The organism is Bradyrhizobium barranii subsp. apii (assembly GCF_011516635.5).
GTDB lineage: Bacteria > Pseudomonadota > Alphaproteobacteria > Rhizobiales > Xanthobacteraceae > Bradyrhizobium > Bradyrhizobium barranii.
Genome location: NZ_CP096255.1, coordinates 35,539 through 51,664, shown reverse-complemented (window position 1 = coordinate 51,664; position 16,126 = coordinate 35,539). Strand labels below are relative to the sequence as shown.

Annotated in this window: 12 protein-coding genes, 2 tRNA genes and 2 pseudogenes; 4 read left to right on the top strand and 12 right to left on the bottom strand. The window is 62.7% G+C overall.

Annotation, left to right across the window (positions count from 1 at the left end; translation table 11 throughout):
* Positions 1–65 precede the first annotated feature (65 nt).
* From HAP41_RS00235 to HAP41_RS00195, 9 genes and pseudogenes are all read right to left on the bottom strand, one after another.
* Positions 66–332 (bottom strand): annotated as a pseudogene (locus HAP41_RS00235) (transposase); the annotation flags it as partial.
* A 407-nt stretch (positions 333–739) separates the two neighbouring features.
* A complete protein-coding gene (locus HAP41_RS00230) occupies positions 740–1,966 on the bottom strand; it encodes an IS91 family transposase (RefSeq protein ID WP_166053869.1) in 1,227 nt (408 codons plus the stop codon).
* 20 nt (positions 1,967–1,986) lie between these two features.
* Complete coding sequence (locus HAP41_RS00225; RefSeq protein WP_029085027.1) at positions 1,987–2,847, bottom strand: tyrosine-type recombinase/integrase; 861 nt, start codon at positions 2,845–2,847, stop codon at positions 1,987–1,989.
* A gap of 317 nt (positions 2,848–3,164) precedes the next feature.
* Positions 3,165–4,163, bottom strand: coding sequence for a formate dehydrogenase subunit gamma (locus HAP41_RS00220; RefSeq protein ID WP_166066030.1), 999 nt, complete (start codon positions 4,161–4,163; stop codon positions 3,165–3,167).
* Between the two features lie 49 nt (positions 4,164–4,212).
* The gene (fdh3B, locus tag HAP41_RS00215; protein ID WP_014490880.1) at positions 4,213–4,815 is read right to left on the bottom strand and encodes a formate dehydrogenase FDH3 subunit beta; all 603 of its coding nucleotides are present in this window, start codon (positions 4,813–4,815) and stop codon (positions 4,213–4,215) included.
* A gap of 12 nt (positions 4,816–4,827) precedes the next feature.
* Positions 4,828–7,782 carry a formate dehydrogenase subunit alpha gene (locus tag HAP41_RS00210; protein WP_166066055.1) on the bottom strand — a complete coding sequence of 985 codons (2,955 nt, stop codon included), beginning with the start codon at positions 7,780–7,782 and terminating at the stop codon, positions 4,828–4,830.
* A 761-nt stretch (positions 7,783–8,543) separates the two neighbouring features.
* A tRNA-Leu gene (locus tag HAP41_RS00205) sits at positions 8,544–8,631 on the bottom strand.
* A 76-nt stretch (positions 8,632–8,707) separates the two neighbouring features.
* Positions 8,708–9,358 (bottom strand): TonB-dependent receptor, encoded by a 651-nt coding sequence (locus HAP41_RS00200; protein ID WP_224580970.1) that lies wholly within the window; start codon positions 9,356–9,358, stop codon positions 8,708–8,710.
* Positions 9,270–10,739, bottom strand: a complete 1,470-nt coding sequence (locus tag HAP41_RS00195; RefSeq protein WP_208012678.1) for a TonB-dependent receptor — start codon at positions 10,737–10,739, stop codon at positions 9,270–9,272. The genes HAP41_RS00200 and HAP41_RS00195 overlap by 89 nt, the downstream gene beginning before the upstream one ends.
* Before the next feature lie 577 nt (positions 10,740–11,316).
* On the opposite strand from HAP41_RS00195, the gene HAP41_RS00190 reads away from it, so the two are divergent.
* The 3 genes from HAP41_RS00190 to HAP41_RS00185 are packed head-to-tail and all read left to right on the top strand — an operon-like array spanning position 11,317 to position 12,436.
* Entirely contained in the window at positions 11,317–11,949 is a 633-nt protein-coding gene (locus HAP41_RS00190; RefSeq protein ID WP_166066063.1) for a PepSY-associated TM helix domain-containing protein, read from the top strand.
* A gap of 14 nt (positions 11,950–11,963) precedes the next feature.
* A complete protein-coding gene (locus HAP41_RS50585; protein ID WP_414643398.1) occupies positions 11,964–12,170 on the top strand; it encodes a hypothetical protein in 207 nt (68 codons plus the stop codon).
* On the top strand, positions 12,170–12,436 hold the full coding sequence (locus HAP41_RS00185; RefSeq protein ID WP_166066111.1) for a hypothetical protein: 267 nt from the start codon (positions 12,170–12,172) through the stop codon (positions 12,434–12,436). The genes HAP41_RS50585 and HAP41_RS00185 overlap by 1 nt, the downstream gene beginning before the upstream one ends.
* A gap of 255 nt (positions 12,437–12,691) precedes the next feature.
* Here HAP41_RS00185 and HAP41_RS00180 read toward each other — a convergent pair.
* Positions 12,692–12,778: transfer RNA gene (locus tag HAP41_RS00180), tRNA-Leu, on the bottom strand.
* A 163-nt stretch (positions 12,779–12,941) separates the two neighbouring features.
* Here HAP41_RS00180 and HAP41_RS00175 point away from each other — a divergent pair.
* Positions 12,942–13,907, top strand: a complete 966-nt coding sequence (locus HAP41_RS00175) for a complex I NDUFA9 subunit family protein (protein ID WP_063985966.1) — start codon at positions 12,942–12,944, stop codon at positions 13,905–13,907.
* A 126-nt stretch (positions 13,908–14,033) separates the two neighbouring features.
* On the opposite strand, the gene HAP41_RS00170 is transcribed toward HAP41_RS00175, so the two are convergent.
* Both HAP41_RS00170 and HAP41_RS00165 read right to left on the bottom strand, forming a co-directional pair.
* Positions 14,034–14,774, bottom strand: coding sequence for an SDR family oxidoreductase (locus HAP41_RS00170; RefSeq protein ID WP_166066127.1), 741 nt, complete (start codon positions 14,772–14,774; stop codon positions 14,034–14,036).
* 3 nt (positions 14,775–14,777) lie between these two features.
* Positions 14,778–16,102: pseudogene (locus HAP41_RS00165) on the bottom strand (FAD-binding oxidoreductase).
* Positions 16,103–16,126: the final 24 nt, after the last annotated feature.

Below are 16,126 nucleotides of genomic sequence, written 5' to 3'. Positions count from 1 at the left end.
TCCGTGCTCACGATCGTCTGAAATCTCTGCTCACGATCCCCTGAAATCCGTGCTCACGATCCCGCGAAACATGCATCGTGGACCCAGCGCTCGCAAATCCCCTCATCGGACAGCCCGTAAATCTGCTTGAGCAACAGCAGCCCGATCATGAAGCGGGTCTCGATCCCCGGCCGGCCGTTCTCGCTGTAGAGCGGCGCGATCTCGCCGTCGATCCAGTCCCAATCGATCTTGCCGGCCAACAGAACCAGCTCGTGCTTCAGATTGATGATCTGGTCCAGCCGCGCCCGGAACAGGTCGTTCGATCCCGTCGTCTTGTGCTTCTTCGGTCGCATCGTCCCCTCCGATGCAACACAGAATCATGGTCCGCTGCGAAAGGGAATCTGGAGGGTTCTGTGAGGTCGCGCTCACGCGAGGGCGCGGCAGGCGCTTATGACGCGACCTCATTGAAGCCGGATTGAACGAAGGCGCGGGAGGCTATTCGCGGTTTTGCAGCTATGGGGATTGTTCGAGATCGCCATGCCCGATCTGCTGGCTCGGCGCGTGAGGCAGAGACACAGGAGTGCGCATCCTGGAAGAGTTGAGATCAGACGCGCTTCGCCTGAGATCGCGATAGGCCTTTTGCTGCATCGGACGGTTGTTGTCGCGCAGTGTGACAGCACGGATTCGACATCGTCCGCGATGATCGAGACGCTGGGAGCGAAATGACGAATGATGATCGTCGTGCACGACATGACTTGGCTCACGATGTGTCGCATCGGAACGGTGATGTTCGAGGGCTGGGGCGTCTGAAGCTATGTCGAAAGCGCTCAATGATGCGCATGACGCCACCACAATCGGGACAGGCAGGAACCTCGGCCCAGGTTTGAGCCTCCGAATCCACAGGCGACGGCTGGCCATCGTTTGGGGCTGTTCGCTCATGATCGAGAAGTTCGCGGCAAAGGGCGAGCTTGGCAGCGCGATGGCGGTTGGCCATGAAGCCGAAGTGGCGGATGCGGTGGAAGCCGTCAGGCGGCGTATGAAGCAGGAAACGGCGAATGAACTCATCGGGCTTGAGATTCATGATCTTTGTCGCGCTGTTTTGGCGATAGTCCTTCCATGAGAAGGCGACATGATCGTCGTCGAGTGCGACGAGCCGGCTGTTGGCGATCGCGACGCGATGGGTGTAGCGGCCGAGATAGGCCAGGACCTGTGCGGGTCCGCCGAAGGGCCGCTTGGCGTAAACAACCCAGTTGATGCGTCGCATGGCGTCGAGGTGGGCCGCAAAGGCAGCCGGCTCGGCCAGAGCTCCGAGATCGCCGAAGAAACGCAAGGCACCGGAGTTGAAGGCTGCCGACAGACGTTTGAGAAAAAGTGTGCGAAATAGTCTGGACAACGGTTTGACGGCCAGGAAGAAGTTCGGTCGGCAAGCGGTCCAGCGCGCGCCATCGGGCGAGAGGCCGCCACCCGGAACGACGCAATGGACGTGGGGATGATGCATCAGCGTCTGTCCCCAGGTGTGGAGGACGGCGACGCCGCCGATCGCACCGCCGAGCCGGCGTGGATTGGCGGCGAGCGTCGTCATCGCCTCGGCGGCAGCCTTGAACAGGATGGCATAGACGACGGCCTTGTTCTGGAAAGCGATCGCGGCGATCGGTGCGGGAAGTGTAAAGACGACGTGGAAATAGGGAACCGGAAGCAGGTCGGCTTGACGCGCGGCGAGCCACGCGGCTCGGGCTCTCCCCTGACACTTCGGACAGTGCCGATTGCGGCAGGAATTATAGGCAACGCGTGTCGTGCCGCAGTCGTCGCAAGCCTGCATGTGGCCGCCGAGCGCCTCGGTCCGGCACGCAACGATCGCGCTCATCACGCGCCGCTCGACCCGCCCCAGATGACCGGCATGTACACGGCGATAGGCGTCGCCATGCCGGCGCAGAATATCGGCAATCTCGATGGCGGGCCTGTTGGAGCGGATGTCGGAGCGGGTCATGACCCGCATCCCGCTGCGGGTCATCCAGGTGGCGTCACCTCCAGCGACAGGCGATCGAGCGGGCTCTGCGTCGCTCGGATCGTATCGGTGGCGACCTGCGTGTAGCGCGCTGTCGACGACAAATTATTGTGCCCGAGCAAGACCTGGATGATCCGGATATCGGTTCCGTTCTCGAGAAGATGTGTCGCGAAGCTGTGGCGCAGCGTGTGCAGCGTGACGCGCTTGGTCAGGCCCGCAGCCTTCACCGCCGACCGGCAGGCGGCATGCAGCACGGTCTGATCGATCGGATGATCTTCGTCACGACCAGGGAACAGATAAAGCCGCGGCCGGGCGAGCCGCCAGTAGGTGCGCAGGATGCCCAGCAGCTGGGGCGACAGCATCACGTTGCGATCCTTCGCGCCCTTGCCGTGGCGCACCTGGATGACGCCGCGGGCGCTGTCGATGTCTTCGATCCGCAGTCCCGCAACCTCCGAGGCCCTGAGCCCGGCCGCATAGGCGGTGGTGAGCGCGGCGCGGCTCTTCAGGCTCGATACCGCTTCAAGAAACTGAACCACTTCGTCGGCGCTGAGAACGACCGGCAGCTTGCGCGGTTCTCGCGCATAGGGAATGCGCTCTGGGATGAGCGCCTCGCCGAGCGTGACGCCGTAGAAAAACCGTAGCGCACAGACGATCTGGTTCAGCGCCGGCCATGAGATGCCGGTCGAGACCAAATGCACCTGGAAGGCGCGGACGTCTTCCAGCTCTAACCGGTCAGGCGATCGGCCAAAATAGCGGCTGAACTTCGAAACCGCGCTGATGTAGGATCTTTGCGTCGCCGGCGACAGATTGCGGACGGTCATGTCTTCGATCATGCGGCGGCGAAGAGGGCTCAAATCGGCCATCTCGATACTCCTGTCTGAGGGGGTGGGCTCCAACACCCACATCCTCTCAGCCAGGAGGCGATCTATGCCACCTTGCCCCCTACGCCGCGGCAGCGGCTTCGTTCAATCCACAATCGAATTTGCAGGCTTTGGCGGTCTTTACCTCCCAATCCCTGCAATCTCAAACCGTCTCAAATCCGAAAAACAGACTCTCGCTCAATCGCTTAGAGCCTTGTTCACGGACGACACGATTACCTGCGTGACCGGGACGCAAAGCGAGACCCGGACGGCCGCTCCAACTGAATTGCCCGGTTCAGGTTAGGCCGAGCGCCATCGCGCTATTCAGCTGGTGTCGCCGAGGCTTGCCGGCCTTCCGCTTCGAGCTTTTCGGCGAGCCAGCGGTCGTGATGCTCTCTCGCCCAATTGATATCGACCTCGCCGGTACCCATGGCCTCGAACGCGCCTTCCATGCCGAGCGTGCCGATATAGATGTGTCCCAGGATCAGCGCGATGAAAAGGATCGCGATGACGGCGTGGGCGACCTGGGCGATCTGCATGTCGGCAATGTTGGTCCCGTAGAAGGGAAACAGCAGCACGAACCCCGATGCGGAGACCAGGAGGCCGGCTGCGACCGACAGCCAATAGACCATTTTCTCACCGAGATTGAAGCGTCCTGCAGGCGCATGTTTCGACTTGATGAAGCCGCCACCCTGCTTGACCCAGTCAATATCCACTCGCTTGAACAGATTGTCCCTGAAGAAAAGCACCGTGATCAAAACGAGGCCCGCCACGAAGGCGAAGCTCGTGAAATTGTGCACGTACTTGGCGACCTGGGAGATGTCCGAGAACAGATCCGGGCCGACGAGGGGCCGCAGCAGGACCTTGCCGAAGGTGATGTTCAGGCCGGTCAATCCGAGCAGCACGAACGAAACCGCTGTCAGCCAATGCGCGAACCGCTCGAAAGCCTTGAAGCGGACAATCTTCTGGCCGGAGCGCCCCGCTTCGATGCGAAGCCGGCCCATGATCAGATAGGCAAGCGCGAGCACGGCAAGCATGCCGACGATCACCACCGCCCCACCCCAGTGCAGCAGGACCTCGTGGAAATAATCCCAGGTCCGTCCCGCCGGCTGCATCAGCACGCTGGCTTTGACATCTGGAATGTCGATCCGGCCCTGGATGCGCGGCGCCTGCTCGAGAAGCGTCTTCTGATTGGCCACACTGGCGGTCGGATTGGGCGCCCCGTCGGGACCGAGCTTCTGGGCGAGCACCGGGGCTGTCGTGAGACCGAACAGCATCAACAACAGCGCTACGAAGCGAATGCGTGCGAAAGCCGTCATGACGGATACCCAATCTTCGTCCCTAATCGTCGCGGTAAGCGCAGGTCCCTTATGACTTGACGTCCTCGTGATAGGCGGTTGTCCAGCCCCAGGCTCCGGAGCCGTAGCCGCGCTTCTCGACGCGCTCCTCGTAGATCTGGGCGATGATGTCGCCATCGCCTGCGAGCAGCGACTTGGTCGAGCACATCTCGGCGCACATCGGCAGCTTGCCTTCGCCGAAGCGGTTCGAGCCGTATTTCGCATATTCTTCGGCGCTGCCCGGCGCCTCCGGTCCGCCGCCGCCCGCGCAATAGGTGCACTTGTCCATCTTGCCGCGCGAGCCGAAGTTCCCGACCTGGGGATATTGCGGCGCTCCGAACGGGCAGGCGTAGAAGCAATAGCCGCAGCCGATGCACAAATCCTTGTCGTGCAGGACGATGCCGTCTTCGGTCGGATAGATGCACTTGACCGGACACACCGACGCGCAAGGCGCATCGGTACAGTGCATGCAGGCCATCGACACCGACCGCTCGCCGGGCTTGCCGTCATTGATCGTGACGACGCGCCGCCGATTGATGCCCCAAGGCACTTCGTTCTCGTTCTTGCAGGCGGTCACACAGGCATTGCAGTCGATGCAACGGTCCGCATCGCACAGGAATTTCATGCGTGCCATTGGTCTAACCTCTCATGCGGCCCTGATCTGACACAGCGTGGCTTTCGGCTCCTGCATGCCGGTGGCAGGATCATAGCCATAGGTCGTCAGCGTGTTGTTGCTCTCGCCGAGCACGATGGGATCGGCCCCCGTTGGATATTTCGCCCGAAGGTCGGCTCCCTCGTACCAGCCGGCGAAATGGAACGGCATCCAGGCAACGCCCTTGCCGACGCGTTCAGTCACCTGCGCCTTCATCCGGGCCCGCGAGCTGTTCTCTGCACCGGTCACCCAAACCCAGCCGCCATCGACGATGCCGCGCTCGGCTGCATCCGCCGGGTTGATCTCGACGTACATGTACTGCTTCAGTTCGGCGAGCCATCTGTTGGATCGCGTTTCCTCGCCACCGCCTTCGTATTCAACCAGACGGCCCGAGCTCAGGATCAGCGGGAACTGCTTCGAGATCGCGCGATCGACGGCCGCCTTCTGCACGGAGAAGCCGATATTGGGCACGCGGAATTGCTTCGCGTCCGGCAAGGTCGGATAGTCGGCGACGAGGTCGGGACGCGGCGTGTAGATCGGCTCGCGATGCACCGGAACCGGATCGGGAAGATTCCACGCGATCATGCGTGCCTTGGCGTTTCCGTAAGGCGAACACCCGTGTTCGATCGCGACCCGCTGGATGCCGCCGGATAGGTCGGTCGACCATGACACCTTGTCGGGATCGGCCGGATTGATGCGCTCGATCACCTCGCGTTCTTGCGCCGTGAGGTCCTTGTCCCAGCCAAGTTTCTTCAGCACGCCAAGGGTGAACTCGGGATAACCGTCCTTGATCTCCGAACCGACGGAGTAAGAGCCTTCGGCAAGAAGATTATCGTGATCTTCCCGCTCCACCTCCTGCCCGTTCTCCATCACCTTGCGCTTCACGACGCGCTCGACTCCGAACCGCGCGCGGAAGGTGCCGCCGCCCTCCTTCACCGGAAGGTTGGTATTGTAGAGGATCGGCGTGCCCGGATGCCTGTACTCGGGCGTGCCCCAGCACGGCCATGGCAGGCCGTAATAATCTCCACCAACCTCCGGATCATCCTTCGGCGCCCGCAGCGTCACCAGGTCGAACTTGTGCTGGTTTCTCATGTGGGCCTTGAGCCGCTCCGGCGACTGGCCGCAATAGCCCGTCGACCAGCCGCCGCGGTTGATCTCGCGCAGGATGTCCTCCGCCGAGACCGCGCCGTTCTCGACCTTGATGTTCTTGAACATCAGGTCGGCAAATCCGAACTTGCGGGCGAACAGGTACATGGTGTCGTAGTCGTTCTTCGATTCGAAGACCGGATCGACGATCTTTTCGCCCCATTGCAGGGAGCGGTTGGAGTTGGTGCGCGAACCTTCCATCTCGAAGCTCGTGCAGGCCGGCAGGAGGTAAGTGCCGTTCTTGCGCTCCGACAGCACCGACCATGCGGTCGGATAGGGATCGCAGACCACCAGCAACTCCAGCTTCTCGATGCCCTTCACCGCTTCCGGCATCCGCGTGATGGTGTTGACGCCATGGCCCATGATGAACATGGCCTGCACCGGATTGGGCTGGCTGATCTGATTCTTCGGGAGCAGGGTTGCGTCGAACCAGCGCGTGCTGGGAATGCCAGGCGTTTCCATCAGCTTCTTGTCGGGGAAGCGCGACTTCATCCAGTCGTAGTCGACCTCCCATACCCGGCACCAATGCCGCCAGGCCTCCTCGGCAAGACCGTAGTACAGCGGCAGCGACGTGACATCGAGACCGAGATCGGTTGCACCCTGCACGTTGGTGTGGCCGCGGAAAATGTTGGCGCCTGCGCCGGGCAGCCCCATGTTGCCGGTGGCGAGCAGCAACAGGCAGCTGGCGCGGACATTGGCGGTGCCGGTGGTGAACTGGGTCTGCCCCATCGCCCAGATCAGGGTGGACGGCTTCTGTTTGGCGAACAGTTCGGCGACGTGCTTGACCTGCGCCTCCGGCAGGCCGGTCACGCGCTCGACCTCCTTGGGCGGCCACTTCGCAACCTGCTTCCGGGCCTCATCCAGGCCATAGACGCGCTGAGCGAGGAATTCCTTGTCCTCCCAGCCATTCTCGAAAATGTGCCACAGCATGCCGTAGATCGTGGCGATATGCGTGCCGGGGCGAACCCGGACATATTCGGTCGCGTGCGCAGCTGTCCGCGTCATCCGGGGATCGACCACGATCATGTTGGCGCGGTTGAGCTCCTTGCCTTCAAGAATGTGCTGCAGCGAAACCGGATGGGCCTCGGCTGGATTGCCACCCATCAGCAGGATGGTCTTGGCGTTGCGGATGTCGTTGTAGCTGTTGGTCATCGCGCCGTAGCCCCAGGTATTGGCTACACCGGTGACCGTCGTGGAGTGGCAGATCCGCGCCTGGTGATCGGAATTATTGGTGCCCCAGAACGCCGCAAGCTTGCGATTGAGATAAGCGGCCTCGTTGGTGAACTTGGCGGAGCCAAGCCAATAGACCGAGTCGGGCCCCGCCTTCTGGCGGATATCCAGCAGCTTGTCGCCGATCTCGTCGATCGCCGTCTCCCAGGAAATGCGCGTCCACTGTCCGTTGACGAGCTTCACGGGGTAACGCAGGCGTCGTTCGTTCAACACGTCGTCGCGAACTGCCGCGCCCTTGCAGCAATGCGAGCCGCGATTGATCGGACTGTCGTAGTCGGGCTCCTGCCCGATCCATACGCCGTTGGCGACCTTGGCGATCACCGAGCAACCGACCGAGCAGTGCGTGCAGACGTTCTTGCGGGTCGTGACCGTTGCGCCGACGGGCGGCGGCGGACCGGCTTCGGCCTTGCGCACGCTGTGCAGCGCGAGTTCACCCACCGCGGCTAACGCGCCGGCCGTGACTCCCGAGCGCTTCAGGAACGTCCGCCGGTCCAGTTTCGCCGATGCTTCGTCGGCCGCCGCATCGAAAAGCCTGGCACGCTCCGGACGACGTTCGGACTTCCTGATCAGCACGGAAGTCTCCTATCGAGCGGGATAGCTGTTGACGCGGTAGAAATTCCTGACTTCCTGGGAGTCAGGTCGATAGCGAGCCTTCCGCTTCTGATCGAGATCAACGGGCTTTGCGGAAGCCGCTGCCGGCAACAATTGGCCGGCACCCAACGCACCGGCACCGACAATTGTCAGCCGAAGCAAGTCACGTCGAAGAAGCTTTGGCGCTTGATCATTCTTCAACGAAGCACACTCCCTGTCGGGGTCAGGCCTTCCCGAAGGCTATCCGAGTTTTGCGCCGGACATCAATCACAGACCTGCGTTGCATAATCTGCAGGAGCAGCCGTGCACGCAGCTTTGGGCTTGTGTTACCGCAGCAAGCAGTCAATCGTCGTCAACATCATTGTTATCAGCCGTTCGGCTCTGCAGATTGTCGTGCGAATTGGAAACGGCGAAACATCGAGCAGGTGATTGCCGGACGGGTGACGTCACACGCGTCGCGAGTGACGAACTCGCGATCGATACGAATGATACGTCGACATCGTGAGCGATCGCCGAAATCCGCGTCGGGTCGAAGTCAATTCTGGGCGAGACGTCGTCACAGGCGAAGGGTGCTCAAAGTGACCCGCCTGTCACTACTGGCCGCGATTGGGAATGCGCTGCTTGAATGACCAAGACCCACCCCGGCGTATCGGCGGGACCGCGCCCCTTCGTTGCGCAGTCGTGGTCACGCAACACAAGGATGCGATTTATCTATCTGGAAATGCTGGGTATCCAGAAAAAGCTGGTGCCCAGGAAAGGACTCGAACCTTCACGGCCGTTAAGCCACTGGCACTTGAAGCCAGAGCGTCTACCAATTCCACCCACCTGCGCGCCGTTTGGGGCACGGAGGCGGTTACCATGGTTCGGTGACGCGCTTGGCGCAGGACGATGCGCCTCTCTGGCAGCGTCAGAAGTCAACCGTCATTGACAACCACAACGTACGCGGCATGCCGCTGATCACATAACCGGTCGGATTGCCGATCCAATAGCGTTTGTCGAAGAGGTTCGTGAGCGATGCACGGAACGTGGTGGGTCGTCCCGCCAGTCGGGTTGCGTAACGTGCACCAATGTCGAACGTCATCCAGGCCGGAACACTTTGGATGTTGTCAGCGCTGACATAGGCCTGGCTGGTGTAGATGGTACGCGCCGTCGTGGTCAGCCCGGGCAGGAACGGAGTGTCCCACTCGACACCGAGATTGCTCTGCCATTCCGGAGCGCCGATGGCACGGTTGCCATCATGGAGGTGCCCTTCAGTCTTTGTCAGCCGCGCGTCGAGGTAAGTCACCCCTCCCAGGACGCGGATCCCGGGCCCGACTTCGCCGAACGTATTGAACTCGATGCCGCGGTTCCTTTGTTCACCATCGAGACTGAAGATCCTGGTAACCGGATCGGTCACGCCGCTCGGCAAGCTGATCTGGAATGCCGCGAGGCTCGCGCCGAAGCCTCCGAGATCGAGCTTGGTTCCGACTTCATATTGCTTTGTCTTGAAGGGCGCGAACACCGCATTGGTGTTGGCGGCGCCGGACGGCGGCGTTGGTCCAGGCGTGAGGCCTTCGATGTAGTTGGCGTAGCTCCTTGATCGGCCGAACCACCAGCGCCACGGAAGGCGACGTGGCACTCTGATCGTAGTGGGTCGCTTCCAGGCCGCTCACGGGGGCATAGCTGTTCGCGATAACCTGCTGCTGTCGCGCTCCGACGATCACCTGAAGCATCCCGTTCATCATCGAGAGCGTATCGGCGACGCCGACACTTCTCAGACCAAGGAAAGCCGATTTCCCCTCAGGGAATGAAGACACCGGGGTGCCCGGACTCGCCAGCAGGGTCGGCGTGTAGATGTTGGTAAGATAGTTTCCGTAATTGGTCTGACCGAGCCAGTCAGTGCGGTTCATGGCGCTGCCGCTGACAGCGACCTCATGACCGACCGGACCTGTGTCGAAACGCGCCCGCACGCCGGCTTCGCCCGATACGCCGTCGTTTTTGCCGGTCTGGAAGCGAGAGGTCGAGAGGGCATCGCCTGCTGTGTTTAGAATGGTGGCGCCGGGGGCTTCCTGCTTGTCGAAGGTGAATTGGTTGGCGCCGATTGCGCCGAACACGGTGACATTATTCGACACATCATATTCGGCGCGCGTAAGCCCGGTGAGGCTCTTCGCGCGGGCATAGTCGAACGGCTGGGCGAGGTTGATGCGGGGGTCCGGAGCGTTCGGCACCGCGATGCCAGTGACGGGCGTGTAGCCGCGAGCTGCCGCTTTCATCCAGTCGTCCTGATAGATGACATCGGCGGACCACCTGAAGCGCTCGCCCCGATAGTCAACGCCAAGCGAACCGACTCCGTCGCGTACCGACTGACGGTCGATCGTCGTATTGCCGCCATCGATCCCGCCGTTGAAACGAACGCCCCATTCCCGCTGCTCGCCGTAACGGCGCGCCACGTCGATCTCCGTGCCAAACCGCGCATTCGAGATGTAGCCGGCAGTCAGACGCGTCAGGTCCTCGTTTGCCCGTTTGGTCACGACATTGACGCTGCCGCCGATGCTACCGGACGGAGCCATGCCATTGAGGAACGCCCCGGGTCCCTTGAGCAGCTCGATGCGCTCGATCGGCGCAGGGTTGATCCGGTAAGCCGGCACGAGGCCGTACAGCCCATTCAGCGCGATCTCGCTGTTCTCGACCCGGAAGCCGCGAATGGTCAGCGCGTCATAGCGATTGCTGCTACCGATCGCCGCCCGTACCGACGAATCGGAATTGGTCAGGACCTCGGCGACACTGGTCGCCTGCTGATCGCGGATGGTCTTTTCCGTGTAGCTCGTGAGGCTATATGGCGTTTCCATATAATCCCTGTTGCCGAGGAGGCCGACCTGTCCGCCCCTTGCGACTTGCCCTCCAACATACGGCACCGGCAACGCTGCCTGCCTTGCTCCAAGCGTGGCAGGCGTGCTCATCACTGGCGCGTTCTCACGTCGCTCTGCCCGCCGCGTCGTCGCAGCGCGCGATGTATTGGATGACCGCTGTCGCCGCGCGAGAGAGGCTCGCTGCTCAGGCGCGACGACGGTCACGGGAGGGAGTGACTGTCCGGACGTCGCCGATTGTTGGCGGCCCGACTGCTGTGCGACGGATGAGGTCGTGGTCAAAAACACTGACACGCACGCAAGCCCGAATGCGCGCGAGAAGGTCACGTCGTTAAGCATGCAGTCCCCGGAGTCTTTTCTTCTTGATGCCCCGTCCCAGACACGAATCGCTTGGGACGAGAGCGAATAAGCATTCGGGAAAATCCATGCCAACTAGAAGGCATCTAAGCTTCCAGGTGATCCTGGCGCGCCGCTCTACGTTTCGATTTCACATCGCATCGATTGTTGGTAAGCGCGAAAGCCTTTTGCTGCCGCCCGAACGCACGATTCGAAAAACTTCGTAAGACCGCAACGCGCCGGATGGGATCGCGACGAGCCATGAGGCAGACCGCGCGAAACCACCGCGGTCAATTGTCACAGACGCGCAATTGCTGGGGACTCAAGACCCGACATGACATCGCTACTGGTAAATGCGTCGCGTATCGCCGCGCGGAAGCGACCCAACATGCGATCGCTGCGGACGTGGGCCGGCATCCACCGCTGGACGAGCATCATCTCGACGCTGTTCCTGCTGATCCTCTCCCTGACGGGCTTGCCGCTGATATTTCAAAAAGAGATCGACGAGGCGTTTGGTTCATCGGGAACGTTGGCCGAAGTCCCGGCAAGCAATGGCGCGCCAACGCTTGATTCCATCGTCGCGGCAGCGCTGGCGAGACACCCCGGCGATACGATGATCTCACTCGAATTTGCCAAGCGGTGGCCCATCGTGGAGACCCGCTCGGCGCCAACCCCGGATGGCGGACCCACCCGGATACACCGCGAGGTGATCGACCTTCGCACCGGTCAGCTCACAACGATGCCGCAACGGCGTGGTCCCGCGATGCAATTCCTGCACACGCTGCACGCGGATTTGTATCTGGGGCTGCCCGGCGGCTTGTTCCTTGCCGGCATGGCACTCGTCGTCATCGCCGCTGTCATCTCGGGCTTGATACTCTATCCGCCATTCGTCCGCCGATTTGGATTTGGCACGGTTCGCACGCGAACAAGAGCCGAAAACTATTGTGGCTCGACCTGCACAATCTGACGGGCATCATTACGATGGCATGGCTGCTCCTCGTTGCCACGACCGGAGCAATCAACACCCTGCATGGCCCCGTTTCCACGTCGGTAAGGACGGCCATGTCCGACGAGATTCGGCGGCGGGTCGCCATGACACGGGCAGGGCGAAGGACGAGGTCGATCGGCCTGGGTCAATCGAAGCTGCGATTGCTGCTGCCCGCGGCAAGGTGCCAGCAGCGCGAGTGATGTTGTTGTTGTTCCCGAACGCTGAGATCAGTCCGTCCAACCACTACGTCGTTCTGATGAAGGACGGACAAATGATGACACAGGAGCTCTTCTACGCGGTGCTCATCGACGCCCATACCGGTGGCGTGTCTGACGTATTCGAGCCGACGGGTGTCACGAAGGCGCTGCTGATCGCCGAGCCGTTGCATTTTCCGACGACGTTTCCCGGCCTGGCGCCCAAGCTCGTCTGGGCGTTTTTCGACATCGTGACGATCTGGTGCTGGTGAGCGGTTTGTATTTGTGGGCCAGCAAACCGGGCGGGCGCATCCAGCGCAAACGCTCTGCGAAATAGGAAGCGCCGGTGCCGACACGGCGAGCGTATTCTTGCAAGCCAGGAACCCGCGGCCGCCATCCTCGCCAAGAGGGAACGGATGGGTTGAGCGCGCTCGCCGGGCGAGACAAAACCACCCGTGGCCAAGGGAGCCGTCCAAGCACGCAGATGGGGCTCAACTAACTGGAATTGCTCATTTTCCAGAATTGTATGGTGCCCAGGAAAGGACTCGAACCTTCACGGCCGTTAAGCCACTGGCACCTGAAGCCAGCGCGTCTACCAATTCCACCACCTGGGCATGCCGTTTGGGGCACGGAGGCGGTTACTACGGTTCGGTGACGCGGTTGTCAAATGCTGCTTGGCACCTGCGCGGGGATGCGGATTGCGCATCGCAAACCGGCCCGATACAAGCCTGATAACACGCACTCTTTCCGCAGGAATGGACCCCAGGAATGGATCCCATGGCATCGAATCTGGAAACTCTCGTCACGGTTTTCGGCGGATCGGGGTTTTTGGGCCGGAATGTCGTCCGCGCGCTGTGCCGGCGGGATTACCGGGTCCGGGTCGCGGTGCGGCGGCCGGAACTGGCCGGGTACCTCCAGCCTTCCGGCAAGGTCGGGCAAGTCCACACCGTGCAGGCGAATCTGCGCTATCCGGCGTCGGTCGAGGCGGCGCTGCGTGATTCGCATGTCGTGATCAATCTGGTCGGCATCCTCACCGAGGGCGGCGCGCAGAGCTTTGACGCCGTCCAGGCCAGAGGCGCCGAGACCGTCGCCAAGGCGGCGGCCGCTGCCGGCGCGCGCCTCGTGCATGTCTCCGCGATCGGCGCCGATGCGGAATCGCCCTCGCGCTATGCCAAGGCCAAGGCGGCCGGCGAGGCGGCGGTGCTGGCCGCGGTGCCCTCGGCCACCATCTTCCGTCCCTCCGTGATGTTCGGCCCCGAGGACCAGTTCACCAACCGTTTTGCCGCGCTGGCGCGGATGTCGCCGGTGCTGCCGCTGATCGGCGCCGAGACCAGGATGCAGCCGGTCTATGTCGGCGACGTCGCCACCGCGATCGCGGATGCGGTCGACGGCAAGGCCAAGGCGGGCGCGACCTACGAGCTCGGCGGGCCGGAAGTGCTGACCATGCGCGAGATCATCGAGGCCATTTTGGCCATCACCGACCGCAAGCGGGCGCTGGTCCCGCTGTCGTTCGGCCTTGCTCGCTTCCAGGCCAACTTCCTGCAATTCGCGCCGGGTGCGCTGAAGCTTACGCCTGACCAGGTCACGCTGCTCGAGCACGACAATGTCGTGTCGGAGGCGGCCAAGGCGGCGGGGCTGACGCTGGAAGGCCTTGGCATTGCCGCGGATTCGCTGGAGGCCATCGCCCCGCAATATCTCTGGCGTTTTCGCGCGGCCGGGCAGTTCCAGCGAATGAGCGTTTGAGGTTTCCGCAGCGTCATGGCCGGGCTTGACCCGGCCATCCACGTCTTTCTCACCGCGGCCACCAAGAACGTGGATGCCCGGCACAAGGCCGGGCGTGACGAGACTGTGGTGTGGGTCGCAACCGCCTCAGAACTTCAGCTTCTTGAAAATCGCTTCCGGCAGCGTCTTGATGATGAGCATCACGAGACGCCATTTGCCGCTGACATAGACGACGTCGGTCTTCTTCTCGACGGCGTTGAGGATCGCATCGCCGACGACCGGCGCCTCGACGGTGAGCGGGCCGATCAGCTTCATGCCTTCCGTCATTTTCGTGCGGACGAAGCCGGGTTTTACGGTGACGACATGGACGCCGTCGCGGCTGGCGCGGGCGCGCAGGCCCGACAGGAAGGCGGAGAAGCCTGCCTTGGCCGATCCGTAGACATAATTGGAGGCACGGCCGCGATCGCCGGCGACGGACGAGACGCCGACGAGCGTACCACTGCCGCGCGCCAAAAATTTCTCTGCGAACAGGCCGAGGATCAGCGACGGGCCCTCGTAGTTCGAGCGCATGATCGTGGTGGCGTGCGCGAGATCGCTCTCGGCATTTTGCTGCACGCCCAGCAGGCCGACGATCGAGACAACGACATCAGGCAACGCAGCAAGGCCGCTCACAAAACCCTCGAACGAAGCGGTATCGAGCACATCGAATGTGTGGAGGCCAACCTCGACATTGTAGCGCGCGCGCAGATCGGCGGCGTCAGGCTCGAGTGCGGCGACGTCACGGCCCGCGAGGGCGACATCGTATCCGGCCTTGGCAAAGGCGCGCGCGGCGGCGCGGCCGATATCGGAGGAGCCACCGAGCACAATTGCGGACTTGCGTGACGTCACGGCTTAAACCTCATCGAACAGGCGTTGTGAAAGTTTTGAGCGGATGGTCCCGGCGGGATCGAGCGATTTGCGGATTGCGTTGAAGCGCCGCAAGGCCGGATAGCCGGCCTCGAACGTGGCGCGCGACTGGCGGGCGTCCTTGGCCAGATAAAGCCGGCCGCCGGCGGCGACGACCAGGCGATCGATCTCGTCGAGGAAATTCAGGATGTCGCCCTTCACCGGGAAATCCAGCGCCAGCGTGTAGCCGGGCAGCGGGAACGACAGGATGCCGTCGCCCTGCCGAGTTTCTTGAGCACCGCGAGGAAGGAGGCATCGCCGCGCCGGGCGACGCGATCGAGGATCTCGCCGAGCACGGCGCGGGCGCCCAGCTCCGGGATCACGCATTGATGCTGGAGGAAGCCGCGCCGGCCGTAGATGCGGTTCCAGTCGGCGATACTGTCGAGCGGGAAGAAATACGGATAGAGCGAGACCACATGGCCGCCGCCGGCGCGCCGCGCGCCCATGCGGTAGTAGAGCTCGTTGAAGGCGCGGATGCTGTAGCGGTTCAGCGTCATCGACGGCAGGTCGACGGGCACCGCGAGGCCGGGATTTTTGCCGGCGGGAAATGCACCGGCGCCGTCGGCAATCTCGCCCGTCCTTGCGTGCTCGCCGAGATAGATCAGCGAGCGGCCGAGTTCACTGCCGCGTGCGGCACAATCGATCCAGGCCACCGAATAGGTCGCGGAATCGCCCGCATCGAGCGCGCGCATCGCGGAGTCGAGATCGGATGCGGAGATCACCCGCTCGCGGATCCACCCCGTTTCGACCGGTCGTAGCCGCATCGTCGCCTCGAGGATCACCCCGGTGAGGCCCATGCCGCCGACGGTCGCGAAGAAGGCATCGGAATTCTGCTCGCGCGAGGCCTCGATGGTCTCGCCCTGCCCGGTGCGCAGCAGGATGCTGTCGACATAGCGGCCGAAACCGCCCTCGCAATGATGGTTCTTGCCGTGGACATCGGCGGCAATGGCGCCGCCAACCGAGACGAAGCGCGTACCCGGCACGACGAAGGGCAGGAAACCGCGCGGACCAAAGGTGTCGATCAGGTCCGACAGCAGCACGCCGGCTTCGAGGCGGATGCGCCCGGTCACGGGATCGAACGACCGGACCCGGTCGAACCCCGTCATCGCGATGGTTCTGATGGCGCCGATCGCGGCATCGCCATAGGCGCGGCCATTGCCCCGAGCCACGGAGCCCGTCACCACAGCTCCGCCCACGGCCTCGAACGACCGCGGCCGCAGCAGCTCGCTATCGACGACCGGGAAACGCCCCCAGCCGCTGACGAGGGTCATGGCTCAGCTCCTGTGCCGGGCGCG